Genomic DNA, 17,096 nt, shown 5'->3' on the forward strand with positions numbered 1-17,096 from the left:
GAATCATGGGCGAGAGGCAACATTTGTTAATCTCCGGAGACTGCCATTTTAAAAACGCTAGGCTAGTCTAGAGTTACGATGGTTTTAGCAATGTCAGACAAAACCGACCGAGGTTGATAAAAACTATGTGTGGTCAAGTGTGTGAGAGTGAAAAACGCCAAGAAACCGGATTGAGGACGCTATCATCCAGCTCGAATTCTTTAAAGGGGTGATATGCGATCGATCCAAAGACAGAAATTCAAAAGAGTTTTTTTTCCATTGACGATCGCCGAACCCTTAAGGTTCCCAGCGAAACTCAAACAGAAGGGAAGAACTGTCGGGCGGCAGTTTCAACCACTTCTGATTATGTTATTTATCAGTCTGGTTTTGCTCGGAGGCATTGGCTCGCGTCTGGTTTATCTCCAGCTAATCGAGGGTCAAATTTATCGCGAAAAGGCAGACAACAATCGCATTCGCATCATTCCGAAACCGCCAGTTCGGGGAAATTTGTTCGATCGCAAGGGTAAAGTTCTCGCCACGACGCGCCTAACCCACGCCGCCTATCTTTGGCCCATGGTACAACTGCGAGCGGACTGGCCCGAACAACTCGCTCGCCTCTCAAAACTACTAACCATACCACAAGCAGAACTCCAGCAGAAAATTGAGCAGGCTGGCGCTAACACCCCTACCCTAATTCGGATCGCTCGCAGCCTTACTCCGGCTCAGATTACTGCCCTCGAAGAATACAAAAGTGGATTTGAGGGCATAGAAGTCGATATCGAAACGGTGCGCAGCTATCCCAACAAGCAGTTGGGCGCTCATATTCTCGGCTACACTGGAGAACTGAATGCCGAAGAACTCGCCAAACGCCGCGCCGAAGGCTATCGCATGGGCGATATCGTCGGCAAGATGGGCGTAGAAGCCGCCTACGAAAAACAGCTCCGAGGCGAATGGGGAGGGCTACAGCTTGAAGTAGATGGTTCTGGCAAAGCGATCCGAGTTTTGGGACAGAAAATCGCTAAAGCTGGCGAAGACGTAACCCTGACGTTGGATTTAAACGTGCAAAAAGCGGCTGAAGCGGCACTTGGTAGCCGCAAAGGGGCGATAGTCGCGCTCGACCCCAGAAATGGAGCTGTATTAGCTCTAGCCAGCAATCCCACCTTCGATCCCAATATCTTTTCCGGTCAAATTACGACCGCAACTTGGAAGAAACTCAACAGTCAAGGCAATCCCTTTATCAACCGAGCGCTGCAAGGGTTTCCTCCCGCGTCTACTTTTAAGGTGATAACGCAAACGGCAGGGATGGAATCCGGCAAATATCCGCCCAATACTATCCTGCCAACCTTCGCCTATCTCCACGTGGCAGGAACGGCATTTGGGGAATGGAATAAAGCGGGATTCGGTTCGCTGGGATATGTCAGGGCAATGGCTTGGAGTAGCAATACCTTTCACGGTCAAATCGGCAAAGGCGTAGGAGGACCGACTCTGATCGAATGGGCGCGCCATTATGGGTTTGGATCGAGGACGGGAATCGAACTCAAAGAAGAAACTCCTGGTTTAATTGCCGACGATGCTTGGAAGCGAAAACGATTTGACATGAAGTGGTCGGATGGCGACACGGTAAATATGTCCATCGGACAGGGATTCACCCTGGCAACGCCGTTGCAGGTGGCAGTTATGTTTTCGGTTCCCGCTAACGGCGGCTATCTAGTCAAACCGCATCTGCTCAAAGACGACAGCGACCCGAACAAGTACCGTAAGTCTATGAATCTCAAACCAGGAACGATTAAAACTCTCCGGGAAGGATTGCGAGCAGTTATCGCCAGCGGCACCGGAAAAGCTCTGAATGTCGCGCATTTACCGCCTGCTGCTGGCAAAAGCGGCACTGCCGAAGCACCTCCCGGTAAAAACCATGCCTGGTTTGGGGCGTTTGCCCCTTACGATCGACCGGAAATCGTCGTAGTTGCCTTTGCCGAACATTCTGGCGGCGGTGGCGGTAAGGTAGCTGCACCAATGGTCAAACAAGTTATGGAGGCTTATTTCAACAAGCGGCCGAAGAAGAATCAATGATATATATGGTACAACATCCGAGCAATTTGTACTTTGGGTGTGGTAATAATAGAGAAAAAGTTTCGTCCAGGACAGTCCAGGACAAAAGACTATGGAAATCGATCGCGTACCTATTACCCAACTCCCCTCCCGCTATGGGATTGCTCGTTCTAACCTCTACACTCGACTAAAAGACCTGGGGATCGAACCAGAAAGGCAAGGCAAGAAAGCGTTTGTCAATGCCGAACAATTACAACTGTTAGATGCTCTACACGAACACATTCAGAAGGGCGGCGTTACCTCTGAATTTCTAAGAAATATAGATGCTCGCATTCAGCCAGATCGGGCTTTAGCAGAGTTGCCGACCGAACAAATTCCCTTATTTCAGCCAGCCACCTTTGTCGCCGTAGTAGAAGCCATCGTCAAGCGCCTCTTACCTTCTACTGGAAGTCGCCTATCTTATCTGCGAGAATTAGAAGAGGCTTATGAGAAAGGTTGGCTGCTAAGTACTTCGGAAATCGCAGACCTCCTAAAGATGTCTCCTAAAACCATAGCAGCCTACGGACAGGAATTTGAAGATGCCGGTTTTGTCTTCACCCGTGTCGGAATTCGTAAAGGCGGAGAAATCGCCTGGGCAATAGACAAGCACTCTTCCCTCGACGTGCTGCCAAATCAGTTAGACATTGGCATTAAGGAGGCTTTTTCGTCAGATTTTGACCCCGAATAGCTAACTACTCCCATCGCTTCCGCTAATTCACGCGACTCGCGATCCGAGAGACTTTGCCCGTCGCGTTGCGCGGAATTTGTAATACGTGCTTCACGGTTATCGGCGGTACGATCGCTCCTTGTTTTTCTAACTTGCGCTGCAACGCATCTACCAACTCGGAGTCCGCTACTTGATTAGAGGGATTGCTGAGCAATATGCGAAGTCCGCTCGCATCGCGAACGACTTGCCATTCGCTGACGGGTAATGCATCCAGGATTTGATGGAAAATATGGGGATGTACCTTGATTTCGTCACCCGTTGTCGCTGGCAAGGAGAGGATTTCCTCTCTACGTCCTTGAATGTCTTCAATTAGAGGGTAAGGACGGCCGCAGGGACAGGGATCGGCCGCCATGCGCACACTGTCGCTCAACTCGTAGCGGATTAAAGGTTGAGTGCGATTGAAAAGAACGCTCAGGAGTAACTTGTCGCCGTAAACTCCTGGCGGTACGGGACGATTATTTTCATCTACGACTTCAACGATCGCCAAGTCTTCAAATAGATGTAATCCTTGATGTAAATCGCATTCCGCCGCGATCGCGCCGACTTCGGTAGAGACATATTGGTTAAAAAGTTTTGCTTTCCAAGCTTTTTCAATTCGCTGCCGCATTTCGTCCGTCAGCACTTCGGAGGTACTAATGATGTAACTCGGTTCGATCTCAAGCCGCCCATCGAGCTGTTCGTCTGCTAGTAGGTAAAGTATGGAAGCATAAGCGACTAAAACTTCTGGCTGCCAAATATTGAGTTTCTCGGCGATGCGTTGTATCGGTTCGCTTGCATCTATGCGCAGTTCTCCTGCCCGGCGGACGGTAGCGCTAATTCTCGCCGACATGTGCCAAGGGGTTGAGGATGCAACGACAGCTGAGAGCATTGCTCCCTCTAGGGACATCATGTTTTGAGCGCGTACAAACGAAGCGAGGACGGTCGCCCACTCCCAAGGGTCGAACAGAAATAGTCCGGGACTTCCCGTGCAGCCCGATGTCGCGCTCACCCAATAGCGTCCCAGATATTCGTCCTTTCGTAAGTTCCGGATATGAGCTTCAACGTCGGTTCGACGAATAGTACGATCCGTGACCAACTCGTCAAAGCATTCCATCATCATTCCTTTAGTAAGGACGGGCAACGCTTGCAGGGGACGGTCGGTTAACCCGCGATGAAATTGCTGGTAAAAGGGCGATCGCGCATAAACATACTGGCGCAGGCGGCGCAACGCCTTGGCTTGGTACGCCTCTAATTGCTCGTGCGTCCAGCGATCGCGACGCTGTAGCTGCCAGCGCTTCAGCAGCATTCTTATCAAAATCTGGACGTTCATACTGTCCTCTTTTCCTCTCGCTCTTGCCGACTTTTAATCAAGGCTAAATAGTCGTCTCGGAAATAGCGCAGCGTACTCAAAATCGGATTGGGAGCAGATTGTCCCAAGCCACACAGACTGGTAGATTTAACCATGTCGCACAACTCTTCGAGTCGTTCTAGATCGGCAAGCAAGGCTCTACCTTCGCGAATCTTCGTCAGCAACCGATATAACTGCACCGTACCGACGCGACAGGGAGTGCACTTGCCGCAGGATTCCTCCATGCAAAACTCCATGAAGTAGCGGGCAACATCGACCATGTTGGTATCTTTATCCATTACGATCGCGCCGCCAGAACCCATGATCGAACCGAGTTGTACTAAAGATTCGTAATCGACGGGCGTATCGAACGCCTCAGCGGGAATGCATCCCCCAGACGGCCCCCCCGTCTGTACCGCCTTTGCTTCACCGCCATCGGGAACGCCGCCGCCCATTTCCTCGACAATCTGCCGCAGGGTAGTTCCCATCGGCACTTCGATCAAACCTGTATTGCGAACTTTGCCTGCTAGGGCAAAGACTTTCGTTCCTTTGCTCTTTTCCGTGCCGATGCTGGCAAACCAGTCAGCACCCTTGCGAATAATCCAGGGAACGTTTGCCAAGGTTTCAACGTTGTTAATCAGCGTCGGATATCCCCATAAACCGGATTCGGCAGGATAGGGCGGACGCGGGCGAGGGGTGCCGCGCTTGCCTTCAATCGATGCCATTAATGCCGTTTCTTCGCCGCAGACATAAGCTCCCGCCCCAATGCGCAGATCGATGCGAAAGTCGAAGGGAGAATCAAAAATTTGGCTGCCCAACAAGCCGAGGCGTTGCGCTTGGCGAATTGCCATCTGAAGGCGGCTAATGGCTAGGGGATATTCGGCTCGAATATAGATATAGCCTTGGCTAGCGCCGATCGCATAAGCCGCGATCGCCATTCCTTCTAAGATGCGATGGGGATCGCTCTCCAAGACGCTGCGATCCATATAAGCACCGGGATCGCCTTCGTCGGCGTTGCAGATGACATACTTGCGATCGGCTTTTTCCTTGGCAACCGTCGCCCATTTTAATCCCGTGGGATACCCCGCGCCGCCGCGTCCCCGCAAACCGCTACGAGTAATTTCTTCTATGACCTCGTTGGGTTTCATCTCGTGCAAGACGTGGTAAAGCGCTTGATAGCCCGATACCGCGATGTAGGCTTCAATCCGTTCCGGATCGATCTTGCCGCTATTTTCTAGCACGATCGGCAGTTGCCGCGTAAAAAATGGATGCTTGAGGTCGCCTTTTTGACAGGTTGCTTCTTTCCCATCGAGGGCGGCGGCGATAATAGAAGGAGCATCGTCTGGGGTAACTTTTTCGTAGAGCGTCCCTTCCGGATCGACTCCTACTAGCGCTCCCTGACAGCACAAACCCATACAGCCAACGCCGCATACCCGAATGCGATCGCTCAACTGGGCTTGGTCAACTGCTTTCTCAAGACTTTCTTTCACAGCAGCCGAGTTAGCCGACATACACCCCGCCGCCATGCAACAACGAATTTGGATGGGTTTTTGAGAGGCGCGTTCGCGATCGGCAATTTCTAGTAGTTCGCTCAAATCCATATTCCAGCCATCTCCTTGCCACGACTGGTTTAGTTCTATGTTTAGTTCTATCTTGAAGTTAGACCAGGATGTTGAGGAACTTGTGAGGAAAGCATCGAACTACTGAGATGGGAAATGATTGAATAGTTCAAAAACTTGTCGGCAAAAATGTTTGAGTCTTTCAGCTACATCGGCTGCTGGCTGATAATCGCCGACTAACTGCCAGTTATCGATGGTTGAGAGTCGCCAAGCCTGTCCCTGATAATTGAATCCTACAGTTTCTATCCCGATCAATCTTTGGAACTTATCTTCAGGATCTTGGTGAAAGCGAATCTGTACCAGAATACTGCGACTTTGGAATCTCGGACTCCATCCAGGAAAATGAAAGCCAATATCGATAGAATGGGGATCGACCCACTCGCGAGTATCGGGATCGTTGCGCCAAGGTTTTAAATCGGCTCTGGCATCAGGAAATGCAGCCTTAAATAAATTGACGACTGCTGCAATTTTAGTGGTTATTTCTAATCCTTTCGCTTGCTCTGATGCATTCATGCCCGCCCTCCTACTATGAGTCACTCAGGATTGTTAAAGGACTTTATTATTTATTACAAGTTAAACCAAAATGATTTACTGTATCCCTTGGCAGGATTTAAAGAGAATCGGCTTAGAACAAGTTGCGAGGAGTTTCCTACCAGGTTGCTCAAAGTGCCAACAAGCAGTAAGGTGACAGAAAATAAAATGAATTGATAAATAAGGATAACAAACCCCAGTGGCAATAGTAGAAAATTCTCTTATAGTTGGTTCGCTCGCCTGGTTTTATCGAGAAGTTGTCCCAAATCGAGAAAGCGATAAGCCACCCGTCTTGTTGCTGCATGGTTTACCCGCTCAAAGTTATACCTGGCGCAAAGTTATGCCAGCTTTAGCCGAATATGGATTTAGAGCGATCGCGCCTGATTGGATTGGTTCTGGTTTTTCGGCTAAACCAGAAAAACGAGATTTTGCTTATACCCCAAATGCCTATCTAGAAACACTCTCTGCTTTTATTCAATCTTTAGCCATTAACAAGTTTTCCCTCGTCGTTCAGGGATTTCTCGCTTCGGTTGGTTTGCAGTACGCTTTGCGCAATTCAGACGCGATCGATCGCTTAGTTATCATTAATACTCCTTTGTTCCCTACAGCTAAATTACCCTGGAAAATGCAACAGTGGGGACTGCCTCTGATTGGAGATATGTTAACTCAAGATCCCCTATTGGTCGATCGCACTTTGGAGGGAGGAAGCGGATTTGTCATTGCTGATAAGGATTTAGATATCTACCGCCAACCCTTTCTCAAAAGTTCTGCGGCAGGACGCGCTTTAGTGGCTACAATCAAAAACTTAAAACTTTCCGAAACCCTAGCAGAGGTGGAATCTGGCTTTTCTAGTTGGGAAAAACCCACCCTAATGATCTGGGGAATGGCAGATCCCTGGCTTTCTGTTGAAGATGCCCAAAAGTTAGCCAATTCTAAACCAAATGTAGAATTGGCTAAGCTAGAGGAAGCCAAACATTATCCTCAAGAACATTGGTCAAAAGAAGTTGGAGGTGAAATTGCTAACTTTTTACGCCGTCAGGTAGTTTGACTATTCGGTTAACCCAGGCATAAATGAAATTAAAATCTAACTTGGCTACCAGAAGCCATCCAACCATGACAGTGTAGATTTTGTACAACAGAAACCATGTCTCGCTCTCGTCCCTATCAACCTTTGTTGCTCCGAATCCTTCACGGTTTTAATGCTTTCATTGCTGTTTTGGCAATTATTACCTCATTTTGGGTCTACAATACCTACGACGGTCGTTTGATTCGGATTCCGCTACCCAAAATTAACGACATTATCAGCATTCACGGCACATTTGGTTTAACTTTTCTGTTGATTATGCCTGCCTTGGCAATCTACAGTTTTCATTGGGGTCAAAAACGTTTAGTTCAAGCCGACTCGTTGGCAAAACTGACGCAGGTAGGTAAACCCATTTGGTGGTACACTCTTCATCGAATAGTCAATACCTTAATGTTAATTGCAGCTACTTTTGCTCTCATCACGGGAAGACAGATGAAGGAAGAATGGCTTCCTGCTGGAGAATTACATCATATTTGGTATCAACTACATCTGTTGGGATGGGGAATTTTAACCTGTTGTCTCTTCATCCACCTACTCATGTCAGTTAAGGTTGGCGGAATCGCGCTAATCGTATCGATGTTTGAGTGGCAGCATAAACCAGAAGATTCGCCTCGCCTGTGGTGGCAAAAAGTCCGTTCTCTCTTACATCGCGAGAAACCATAAAATCGATGAAGCAAAGGAATTTAATTCTTATAGGGGTAGAAATTTTGGTGATGGCAGGGATTGTTTTTGCCTTTGTTTCCCCTTTGTTTTCTCCTTCAGAAACAGAAGATGAAACATCATCTCGCATCCGCGCGATCGCTCTTAAAATAAATACAAAATCATCTATCCACTCTTGATAATTCCTTAACTGGATTTAAGATCGTGTCCGATGTTGATAGAACGGAAATATTAGCAACTAACGAGGCTTTTTATCAAGCTTTTGAGAAAAAAGATATTAAGGCAATGAGCCTAGTCTGGTGGCAAGGCGGTAGTCTGTGCATTCATCCCGGCGGTAACGTGTTAAAGGGTTGGGAAGAAGTCCGTCACTCTTGGGAGCAAATTTTTCGCCATACTGACTATCTAGAAATTGGTATCGAGTTAGTCAATATAGAAATAGGCTCTCAAATTGCTTATGTCGTTCTTATTGAAACCATACTGCAAGTTAGCCGGGGCAGATCGTTTCAAGCTCAATCGACAGCAACTAATATTTTTGAGAAAATGGCTCAAAAATGGTATTTAGTTCACCATCATGGCAGTCCGATTATGCGTTGAGTAGAGACGCGAGCGCACTCCTACGACTATCATTATACAGCTAGGCTAGATCGTACAAGCTAAATTCCTCGCGAATGGCTGGCGTTAGAATTCGATGATCCAAAAAAGCTTTAAGTCGCAAAATTCGACTTTTAATCGAGATTTTTGGGTTTTGAGCTTGTCCGTAAAGAAGATTTTCTCCATGTTTAATGTAAACCGCACCAGCAAAAGGGAGGGTATCGAGAATTTTTCCTCTTTTTTCTAAAGTATTTTTGATTTCTCTGTGACGATAATATTTATAGATATGCCAGGTTAATTCTTCTTCTGTAAACTGTTCGGGAAGATCGTATAAGTCAGTTTTAATAATGGTACTGGTACCGCAGTAGCGCTCGAATCCTTTTCGCATAATTTTTATGTATTTACTGCCGTCTTTATACCAGTAACCTCTTCTAATTAACCAGCCATTTTCTTGAAGGCGATCGCCGACAAATTTAGCTAAATGTTTACTAACGCAGTCATCTGCATCGACAATCATGACATGAGACGCATCGAGTTTTCGAGCATGATTTAGTCCTCTTAAAACTTTACGTTCTCTATCAAAATCTTTAGATTCTAGATCGGCTCCTGGTAGGGGAAAATCAACTTCAATGTAAGTAATATGAGGATGGCTAAATTGAATCTGGGGTTTTTCGTTACAGACAACAATCACTTGGAAATTTGATGAAGTCTGATTGCAAACCGAACGAATGCTTCTTTCAAATAACTTAGAAATTGCTTCCCACGAACTCGATACTTTAGGACTCTTGAGAGGAATAATAAAAGCTAACATAGTTATTGCGATTTTATTTAGCTAACGTTCTAGAAATTTTTTGAGCCGCTTTTTGCCAAAAACGGTTCACTTTCGTCAGCAAACTAGGGGGGATTAATCTTGCTGGTCTTAGCTCTGGTTGCTTGAGAAAGCGATAGTATAAGAAGATATCTTTGTAACGAATATCTGCATCTTCTCCCCGACACAAACGAGCAAAATCGCTAGAAGAATAATTCATATAATGAATGCGATGAATGGGTTTTAATCCCTGTTCGTTATAGAGAACATTATCGATATTGACAAAAGGATCTTTATCGGCACAGTTCCCCGTTCTATCTTTGCCATCGGGAGAAAGAGTAAAGTTATAAAGCGGGCGATCGCAGCGAAAGGTTAGATAATTAAACAAAAAAACATCATCCCACCAACCGAGTCCATTAATCCATTCAACTTCTTTATGTTCGATTAGTTTTTCTTTAAGTTCTAAAAGTTCTTGAGGCGAAAAAAAACCTGCTTTAGAAGCAAAAAAACTGGCATCGTGAATTTTAGGTCGAATATCTGCCTCTCGATAGGACGTTGAGGCTTCAATTAGGGAAATATTTAAAGCTGCTACGGAAGTGGCTTTTTTATGTTCCCAGTCGTCAAAGACAAAATCATATTCTTGTAATTTTTTAAATACGCCATCTACTGGCTTCATTGCTAAGTTATCGGCTTCATAGAAAACAAATTCATCAAAATCGCCGTCAAAAGCCACAAATTTTCGCTGTAGATGGCTATTATACCATCTCGGACGGTTTATTTTGCTCTCTTTCGCTCTCGAATGTGCGTTCCAAACCTCACGAGCAAAATCTTCCCATCGTTGAATAGATTCTTGTTTTTCAAACAGGATAAGGTTGGGTCGATTTTTTATCTCTTGTTTGACCTTTTCGAGGCGATCGTCGTAAGGAATTATACAAATTGGCAGATCGGAACTGACATTGGCTTCAATACTATTAATCAGAGCCACCAGTTGATCGTACACGACATCATTTGCTAAGGTATAAATTCCCTTGGAAGGCATTGAAAAAACTCCTAACTTAGCTAAGCGATCGCAATTTGCGATTATAGACCGTAGTATGGTTTAATCGAGCAGGCTATATTTAAATATACATATCTAGAATTAATGCTATGCCCCAGATAGCTGCTATTATTTGTACCCACAATCGAGAGAATTACTTAGGAGCAGCCATTGATAGTTTACTCGCTCAAGAGTGCAACGATTTTGAAGTATTAGTAGTCGATAATGGCTCTACCGATCGCACCAAAGAGGTCATAGAATCGCGCCTTTCCCATCCTCGATTGAAATACGTCTACGAACCCGTTCTCGGTTTGTCCGTCGCCCGCAATACAGGCGCCAGAGAAACGTCCGCACCGATTCTTGCCTACCTCGATGACGATGCTGAGGCAAGTTCCCAATGGCTGAGGGTACTAATAGAAGCCTACCATAGCAATGAAAAACTGGCGATCGCAGGCGGTAAAGTCACCTTAATTTGGTCTGGCGGCATCATCCCTCCCAAGTGGATTTCTCCTGACATGGCAGCGGGACTGGGTGCCTACGACCTCGGCGATCGCGTCGTCTACATTGACAAACCTAGCTTAACTCCCAGAGGATTAAATTATTCCCTTCGACGTACATTTCTCGAACAAATGGGCGGTTTTGATGCTAACTTGGGGCGAATAGGCAAAAAATTGCTATCCAACGAAGAATTATATATGACAGAATTAGCCCTCCAACACGGTTGGCAAGTTGCCTATCTTCCCGATGCCCTCGTCGCGCACAACGTCGCGCCAGAACGCTTAAAACCGGACTGGTTTTGGCAACGCAGTTGGTGGCAAGGCGTGAGCGAATGCTATCGAGAAGAAGTGGCGGGGCGCACGGGAATCGCTCAACTCGGACGCGGCGGAGAACGTTTGCTCCGTGGGCTGTACAAAGCTTTGAAGTATATTAATGACCCCGCCGCGCGCTTTGACAATCTCGCCTATGCCTACGGACAAATCGGTTATCTTACTGAAGTTATTAAAGTGATGTTAGGCGGGAAATCTAGTTCTTAGTTTTTTGTTAGTAGATAGTGGTTAGTAGGAAGAAAACACCTAGCGACTAACTACTATCTACTAATTAGCATCTTCTAATTACTAGCTAATAACTTACTAGCTAATAACTAATGACTAATGACTAAAAAAGCATTAATTTGTGGTGTATCGGGACAAGATGGAGCTTATTTAGCACAGCTGCTCTTAAATAAAGGCTATATCGTCTGCGGAACCTCGCGAGATGCTCAAATGTCCTCTTTTAGAAATCTGGCGCGTCTGGGAATCCGCGAGCAAGTAAAATTAGAATCCATGTCGCTCAATGATTTTCGCAGCGTCTTGCAAGTGCTGATGAAAATTGAGCCAGACGAGGTATACAACCTAGCGGGGCAGAGTTCAGTCGGTCTTTCTTTCGAGCAACCCGTAGAAACCCTGGAAAGTATCGCCACGGGAACCTTAAATCTTCTGGAGGCAATTCGCTTTACAGGTGCGCCGATCAAACTCTACAATGCGGGTTCTAGTGAATGCTTTGGGGATATCGGCGATTGCCCTGCCGATGAAACGACTCCCTTTCGTCCCAGAAGTCCCTATGCGGTAGCAAAAGCGGCTGCTTTTTGGGAAGTGGCCAACTACCGCGAAGCTTACGGAATCTTTGCCTGTTCCGGCATTCTTTTCAATCACGAATCTCCCTTGCGTCCCCAGCGATTTGTCACGCAAAAAATTATTGCCGCCGTCACTCGGATAGCCAAAGGAAGTAACGAACAACTTCATCTGGGCAATATTTCGATCGAACGCGATTGGGGATGGGCGCCGGAATACGTAGAAGCGATGCATTTAATGTTACAGCAAGACAAACCTGACGATTACGCGATCGCCACTGGAGAAAGTTACTCGCTAGAAGCATTCGTCGCTGAGGCGTTTGCTTGTGTTGGATTGGACTGGCGCGATCGTGTTATTACGGATTCTAGCTTATTGCGACCTACCGATTTAGCCATTAGTCGAGGCAACCCCGCTAAAGCCAAAAAACACTTAGGTTGGCAAGCTCAATATAAAATGCCCGATGTCGTCCGCATGATGGTAGAAGCGAAAATGAACGATGATGATGTGAGGGAATGACGAGGGGATGGGGAGAACCGGGAGTGTGGGGAGTGTGGGAAGAGGAGGAGACAATTAACGACTAACCATTGTACGGGCGGGTTTTGTGCGGTAAGCGTAGATAAATCTCTCGCGTTTTTAGATAAACTCGCCCCTACGACTACTTCCCAATGACCAATAACAAAAGACAAATGACAGATGACAAATGATAAACAACAATGAACATTCTAACGATCTGCTCTACCTTCCCCTACCCCCCAACGCGAGGAGGAACGCAAGGAAGGACGTTTAATTTACTCAAGACGCTTACTCAAAACCATGCCGTCACGCTGATTACCCAACGATCGCAAGACGTAACGGAAGAAATAGAGGCATTGCGTCAGTATGTCAAGGAGTTAGTAGTCTTTCCCCGTCCAACTGAGCTAGAAGCAGGAATACCTGCAAAAATAAAGCGATTTGGTCAATTTTTGCTGAGAGGAACGCCGCCTAACGTTCTCTTTCTCTACTGCGAGGAAATCCAAAAATGGATCGATAAAGCAGTCGCAGCTGAAAAATTTGAGGTAATTACCTGCGAACACAGCGTCAATGAAATCTATATCCGTCCGGAGTGGAAAAAACAGGTACGAACAATACTTAATATCCACAGTTCCGTCTACCGAACTTGTAAAAATCAACTCGAAACGGGAACGTCGGATAACGAATGGCGCGATCGCCTGTACTTGCCTTTACTACGCCGCTACGAACGGCAAACCCTACGCAAGTTTTCTCGCGTTGTCGTTACAACCGACGAAGACGAACAGCAGATGAAAGCCTTTGCACCAGAAGCAGAGATAATTTTAATTCCCAATGGAGTCGATTTAGAAACCTTTCCTTACCGAAAAGCCGATCCTGGCGGACATAATTTAGTTTTTGTCGGCGGCTTGGATTATTTTGTCAATATTGATGCGGCTTGCTTTTTTAGTCTAGAAGTTTTGCCCGTCGTGCAACAAAAATACCCGGATGCGACTCTAACTTTAGTTGGTTCCAAACCTTCCCCAGAAGTACAAGCTTTAGCCAAACGTCCTGGAATTACGGTAACGGGTCGCGTTCCTTCCGTTGCCGAGTATTTACATAAAGCTACCGTGGCAGTTATTCCCTTGCGCACGGGGTTTGGCATGAAATTCAAAACCCTAGAATCGATGGCGGCAGGAGTGCCGGTGGTCGCTAGCGATCGCGGTTTGGAAGGCTTAGAAGTCGATCGCCCGAATGTCCCTTTACGTGCCTTGCGTGCCAACCGCGTCGAAGACTATGTAGAGGCGATTAGTCGTCTGTTTGAAGATACTCGATTGCGAGAAACTTTATCTCGTAACGGACGAGAATTAATCGAGCAAGAATACACTTGGGAACGACTGGGAAAGAGTTACGAGCAAGTCCTCACAAACTGATGACCCTCAACCTTTGACTGCACCTGCCGTCAATCCTTGAACGATTCGGCGTTGGAAAAGCAATACTAATACGACTAAAGGAAACGTTCCTAAAACAGTAGCAGCAGCGATCGCTCCATAGGGAATTTCAAAGACGGTAGTACTGCCCAATTGAGCCGTTGCCACTGGAATTGTTTTCATGCTTTCGCGAGTGATAAACGTTAGCGCAAAAATATATTCATTCCAAGCAAAAATAAACGTGAGAATTCCTGTAGTTATCAGTGCGGGAATTGTCATTGGCAGCACGATATTTAATAACATAGGAATTGTTTTATAACCATCTACCTTAGCTGCATCTTCTAAATCTTTTGGAAGTTGTTGAAAAAAACTTCGCATTACTAAAATAGTTAAAGGCAAATTAATTGCCGTGTAGGGAATAATCAAGGCTAAATAATTATTTCCTAAGCCGATCGCGCGAATAATTTCTAACAGTCCTAAAAACAGTAAAACGTAGGGAAAAAGCGTAATGATAAGAACGCTTGTGAGAATAATCTGCTTGCCTGGAAGCCGCAATCTTGCTAATGAATAAGCAGCAGGCGAACCGATTGCCAAACATAAAAGAGTTGAGAGAATTGAGACTAAAGCACTGTTTAAAATGTAAAATAAAAACGGACGGCGACTAAATAATTCACTATAATGTTTTAGCGTAATTCGAGTCGGAAAGTAGACATTAGGAACCGCTGAAATCTCTTGATTGACTTTGATAGAAGTTAGAAATTGCCAGAGAATGGGGCTAAGACAAAAGATAACCACGAGTGCAACACAAACCCAAAGAATCGGATTTTCAAACATATTCTCTAATTTTTTTATCTTCATTCTTCTGAACTCCTAACCAAACAATTCAGAATTTACAGCGCAAATAATTGCTGACTAATCGCTCCTCGTTCTGACTTTTGCCAGCAAAAAAGCTGTAAGAGCTACAGCTGCTATTAGCAATAAAAATGTCACGACAACCAAAGCCGACCCATAACCAAAATCTAGATAGCGCATTACCGTTGCATAGATATAAATAGAAACGGTTTCTGTCGCACCTCCAGGACCGCCACCCGTCATCACCTGTACCAAATCGAAAATCCCGAAAGCTTGAGCAAAGCGAAATAACATCGCAATGAGAATTTGCGGCATAATTAAAGGTAAGGTAATCTGACGGAAACTTTGCCAAGAATTTGCCCCATCAATGGCATAAGCTTCATAAAGATCCTGGGGAATAGATTGCAGTCCAGCTAAGAGAATAACGCTAATAAAAGGAGTCGTTTTCCAGACATCGGCAATAATCAGCGATACCATTGCTAAGGTCGGATCTCCCAGCCAATTGATCCCTTCATCAATCAACCCCAAACGTTGCAAGAGATCGTTAACCACTCCATACTGGTCGTTGAAAATCCAAGCCCAAGCCAACCCCATGATAGCTGTCGGCAGTGCCCAAGGAAGAATGGCAATCGTGCGGACAATTCCTCGTCCTCTAAAAGACTGATTTAAAATTAGGGCAATCCCCATTCCTAAAATAAGTTCTAGGACAACGCTAATAACGGTAAAAACAGCAGTATTTCCCATACTTTGCCAGAAGCGTCCATCCCCTACCATCCGCACATAATTATCGAATCCTGCAAAAACTGGCTGTAGCTGCGTGCCTAGATTTTGGGTAAATAAACTTAACCAAAAAGCGCGTCCGATGGGATAAATAAAAACTAACGCCAGAATTAATAATGCTGGGATGACCATTAACCATCCCGTGTTTTTTTCCTGGCGTTCGATATTGCTTGTGCCCATTAGCAATTTTTGATGGTTAAGAATAGACCTGTTTTACTGTATAAAAATTTTAGTTAAAAAAAAGAGCAGAGCATAGAAAAAGACTCCAGAACGTCTCTCCTACCCCCCGCCCTCGCTTAAGTTGATGGCTTTCTACTCGTCTTCTAAACTTATTTCCTCGTCGTCACTGGTTGACGAAGCAAAACTAACAGCTCCGATATCGAGTTTTTCGCGGACTTGCTGCTCGACTTTGTTGGCAATTTCCGGGTTTTCTTCCAAATATTTAACGGCATTATCCCGTCCTTGGGCGATATTTTCTCCGTTATAGCTGTACCAAGCTCCTTTGCGGTTGACGACGTTAGTTTGTTCGGCTAAATCGATCAAACAGCCAACTCTAGATATTCCTTTACCGAAGATAATGTCAAATTCTGCGATGCGGAAAGGAGGCGCAACTTTATTCTTGGCGACCTTGACTTTCACTCGGTTTCCGTATTCTCCTTCGTTGCCTTTTTTGAGGGTTTGAATGCGACGAATATCCAACCGAACGGAGGCATAAAACTTAAGTGCCGTTCCTCCCGTGGTCACTTCTGGGTTGCCATAGGTTACGCCAATTTTCTGGCGTAGCTGGTTGAGGAAAATAACCGTACAGCCAGATTTACTGATATTACCAGCAATTTTCCGCAGGGCTTTACTCATCAGACGAGCTTGCAAGCCTACCTGATTGTCGCCCATTTCTCCTTCGATTTCTGCTCTGGGGACTAGCGCCGCCACGGAGTCAACTACAATAATATCGACAACGGTCGATCGCACTAATTGATCGACAATTTCTAGAGCGACTTCTCCCGTATCTGGTTGAGAGATTAACAGATTCTGAATGTCCACGCCCAAAGCTTCTGAGTAGGTGGGATCGAGAGCGTGTTCTGCATCGACAAAGGCGGCAACGCCGCCAGCTTTTTGCACTTCTGCGATCGCGTGGAGTGCCAGGGTTGTTTTCCCAGAACTTTCTGGTCCATAAATCTCAATGACGCGACCTTTTGGCAAACCGCCTCCCAAGGCTAGATCTAACGTGAGCGAGCCGCTAGAGATCGTCTCGACTCGCATCTGAGACGCATCTCCCAAGCGCATGATCGAACCTTTGCCAAAATTGCGTTCGATTTGATTGAGTACTAAGCTTAGTGCTTTTTCTTTATCGGGATTGTTAGTAATAGCAGCCATTAACGCCTCAAGAAGTCTTTATTCGCTTTTTCAATAGTACAAAAGTATCTATCTAGTTTAGCTTGTTTTCTGCTGGCACTTCACTCAATGTGTAGATTTATTATGAGTCGCTCG

At 45.8% G+C, this 17,096-nt stretch carries 17 protein-coding genes; 9 read left to right on the forward strand and 8 right to left on the reverse strand.

The genetic code is table 11. From position 1 onward, the window contains the following. The first annotated feature begins 213 nt into the window (after nt 1-213). Nucleotides 214-2,049, forward strand: a complete 1,836-nt coding sequence (mrdA, locus tag PLE7327_RS03765; protein ID WP_015142532.1) for a penicillin-binding protein 2 — start codon at nt 214-216, stop codon at nt 2,047-2,049. 91 nt (nt 2,050-2,140) lie between these two features. After that, a complete protein-coding gene (locus PLE7327_RS03770) occupies nt 2,141-2,755 on the forward strand; it encodes a hypothetical protein (RefSeq protein ID WP_015142533.1) in 615 nt (204 codons plus the stop codon). A gap of 22 nt (nt 2,756-2,777) precedes the next feature. Here the strand turns inward: PLE7327_RS03770 and PLE7327_RS03775 are convergent, their stop codons facing one another. The 3 genes from PLE7327_RS03775 to PLE7327_RS03785 all read right to left on the reverse strand — a co-directional run bounded on the left by PLE7327_RS03775 (nt 2,778) and on the right by PLE7327_RS03785 (nt 6,253). Beyond that, entirely contained in the window at nt 2,778-4,103 is a 1,326-nt protein-coding gene (locus PLE7327_RS03775; RefSeq protein WP_015142534.1) for a phenylacetate--CoA ligase family protein, read from the reverse strand. Continuing rightward, nucleotides 4,100-5,722: an NADH-quinone oxidoreductase subunit NuoF gene (gene nuoF, locus PLE7327_RS03780; protein ID WP_015142535.1), complete on the reverse strand. Its 1,623-nt coding sequence runs from the start codon at nt 5,720-5,722 to the stop codon at nt 4,100-4,102. The genes PLE7327_RS03775 and nuoF overlap by 4 nt, the downstream gene beginning before the upstream one ends. A 99-nt stretch (nt 5,723-5,821) precedes the next feature. Next, nucleotides 5,822-6,253: a hypothetical protein gene (locus PLE7327_RS03785; RefSeq protein WP_015142536.1), complete on the reverse strand. Its 432-nt coding sequence runs from the start codon at nt 6,251-6,253 to the stop codon at nt 5,822-5,824. 217 nt (nt 6,254-6,470) lie between these two features. On the opposite strand from PLE7327_RS03785, the gene PLE7327_RS03790 reads away from it, so the two are divergent. From PLE7327_RS03790 to PLE7327_RS03800, 4 genes are all read left to right on the forward strand, one after another. Continuing rightward, nucleotides 6,471-7,319: an alpha/beta fold hydrolase gene (locus PLE7327_RS03790; protein WP_015142537.1), complete on the forward strand. Its 849-nt coding sequence runs from the start codon at nt 6,471-6,473 to the stop codon at nt 7,317-7,319. A 96-nt stretch (nt 7,320-7,415) separates the two neighbouring features. Further along, nucleotides 7,416-8,018 (forward strand): cytochrome b/b6 domain-containing protein, encoded by a 603-nt coding sequence (locus PLE7327_RS03795; RefSeq protein ID WP_015142538.1) that lies wholly within the window; start codon nt 7,416-7,418, stop codon nt 8,016-8,018. Between the two features lie 5 nt (nt 8,019-8,023). Then, nucleotides 8,024-8,194, forward strand: a complete 171-nt coding sequence (locus tag PLE7327_RS24710; protein ID WP_015142539.1) for a hypothetical protein — start codon at nt 8,024-8,026, stop codon at nt 8,192-8,194. A 25-nt stretch (nt 8,195-8,219) separates the two neighbouring features. Continuing rightward, nucleotides 8,220-8,609 (forward strand): nuclear transport factor 2 family protein, encoded by a 390-nt coding sequence (locus tag PLE7327_RS03800; RefSeq protein WP_015142540.1) that lies wholly within the window; start codon nt 8,220-8,222, stop codon nt 8,607-8,609. Between the two features lie 40 nt (nt 8,610-8,649). Here the strand turns inward: PLE7327_RS03800 and PLE7327_RS03805 are convergent, their stop codons facing one another. Both PLE7327_RS03805 and PLE7327_RS03810 read right to left on the reverse strand, forming a co-directional pair. Continuing rightward, nucleotides 8,650-9,417: a glycosyltransferase family A protein gene (locus PLE7327_RS03805; protein ID WP_015142541.1), complete on the reverse strand. Its 768-nt coding sequence runs from the start codon at nt 9,415-9,417 to the stop codon at nt 8,650-8,652. Between the two features lie 13 nt (nt 9,418-9,430). Next, complete coding sequence (locus PLE7327_RS03810; RefSeq protein ID WP_015142542.1) at nt 9,431-10,453, reverse strand: Npun_R2821/Npun_R2822 family protein; 1,023 nt, start codon at nt 10,451-10,453, stop codon at nt 9,431-9,433. Nucleotides 10,454-10,560: 107 nt separating this feature from the next. Here PLE7327_RS03810 and PLE7327_RS03815 point away from each other — a divergent pair, with 107 nt between their 5' ends. The 3 genes from PLE7327_RS03815 to PLE7327_RS03825 all read left to right on the forward strand — a co-directional run bounded on the left by PLE7327_RS03815 (nt 10,561) and on the right by PLE7327_RS03825 (nt 13,979). Further along, nucleotides 10,561-11,484 carry a glycosyltransferase family 2 protein gene (locus PLE7327_RS03815; RefSeq protein ID WP_015142543.1) on the forward strand — a complete coding sequence of 308 codons (924 nt, stop codon included), beginning with the start codon at nt 10,561-10,563 and terminating at the stop codon, nt 11,482-11,484. Nucleotides 11,485-11,601: 117 nt separating this feature from the next. Then, nucleotides 11,602-12,576: a GDP-mannose 4,6-dehydratase gene (locus PLE7327_RS03820; protein WP_015142544.1), complete on the forward strand. Its 975-nt coding sequence runs from the start codon at nt 11,602-11,604 to the stop codon at nt 12,574-12,576. Between the two features lie 197 nt (nt 12,577-12,773). Next, complete coding sequence (locus tag PLE7327_RS03825) at nt 12,774-13,979, forward strand: glycosyltransferase family 4 protein (protein ID WP_015142545.1); 1,206 nt, start codon at nt 12,774-12,776, stop codon at nt 13,977-13,979. A gap of 6 nt (nt 13,980-13,985) precedes the next feature. Here the strand turns inward: PLE7327_RS03825 and PLE7327_RS03830 are convergent, their stop codons facing one another. The 3 genes from PLE7327_RS03830 to recA all read right to left on the reverse strand — a co-directional run bounded on the left by PLE7327_RS03830 (nt 13,986) and on the right by recA (nt 16,982). After that, nucleotides 13,986-14,834: a carbohydrate ABC transporter permease gene (locus PLE7327_RS03830; RefSeq protein ID WP_015142546.1), complete on the reverse strand. Its 849-nt coding sequence runs from the start codon at nt 14,832-14,834 to the stop codon at nt 13,986-13,988. 54 nt (nt 14,835-14,888) lie between these two features. Then, nucleotides 14,889-15,788 carry a carbohydrate ABC transporter permease gene (locus PLE7327_RS03835; RefSeq protein ID WP_015142547.1) on the reverse strand — a complete coding sequence of 300 codons (900 nt, stop codon included), beginning with the start codon at nt 15,786-15,788 and terminating at the stop codon, nt 14,889-14,891. A gap of 132 nt (nt 15,789-15,920) precedes the next feature. Beyond that, complete coding sequence (recA, locus tag PLE7327_RS03840; RefSeq protein ID WP_015142548.1) at nt 15,921-16,982, reverse strand: recombinase RecA; 1,062 nt, start codon at nt 16,980-16,982, stop codon at nt 15,921-15,923. Between the last annotated feature and the right edge of the window lie 114 nt (nt 16,983-17,096).

Origin of the sequence: Pleurocapsa sp. PCC 7327 (assembly GCF_000317025.1) — a bacterium.
In the GTDB taxonomy this organism is placed as follows: domain Bacteria; phylum Cyanobacteriota; class Cyanobacteriia; order Cyanobacteriales; family Microcystaceae; genus Hydrococcus.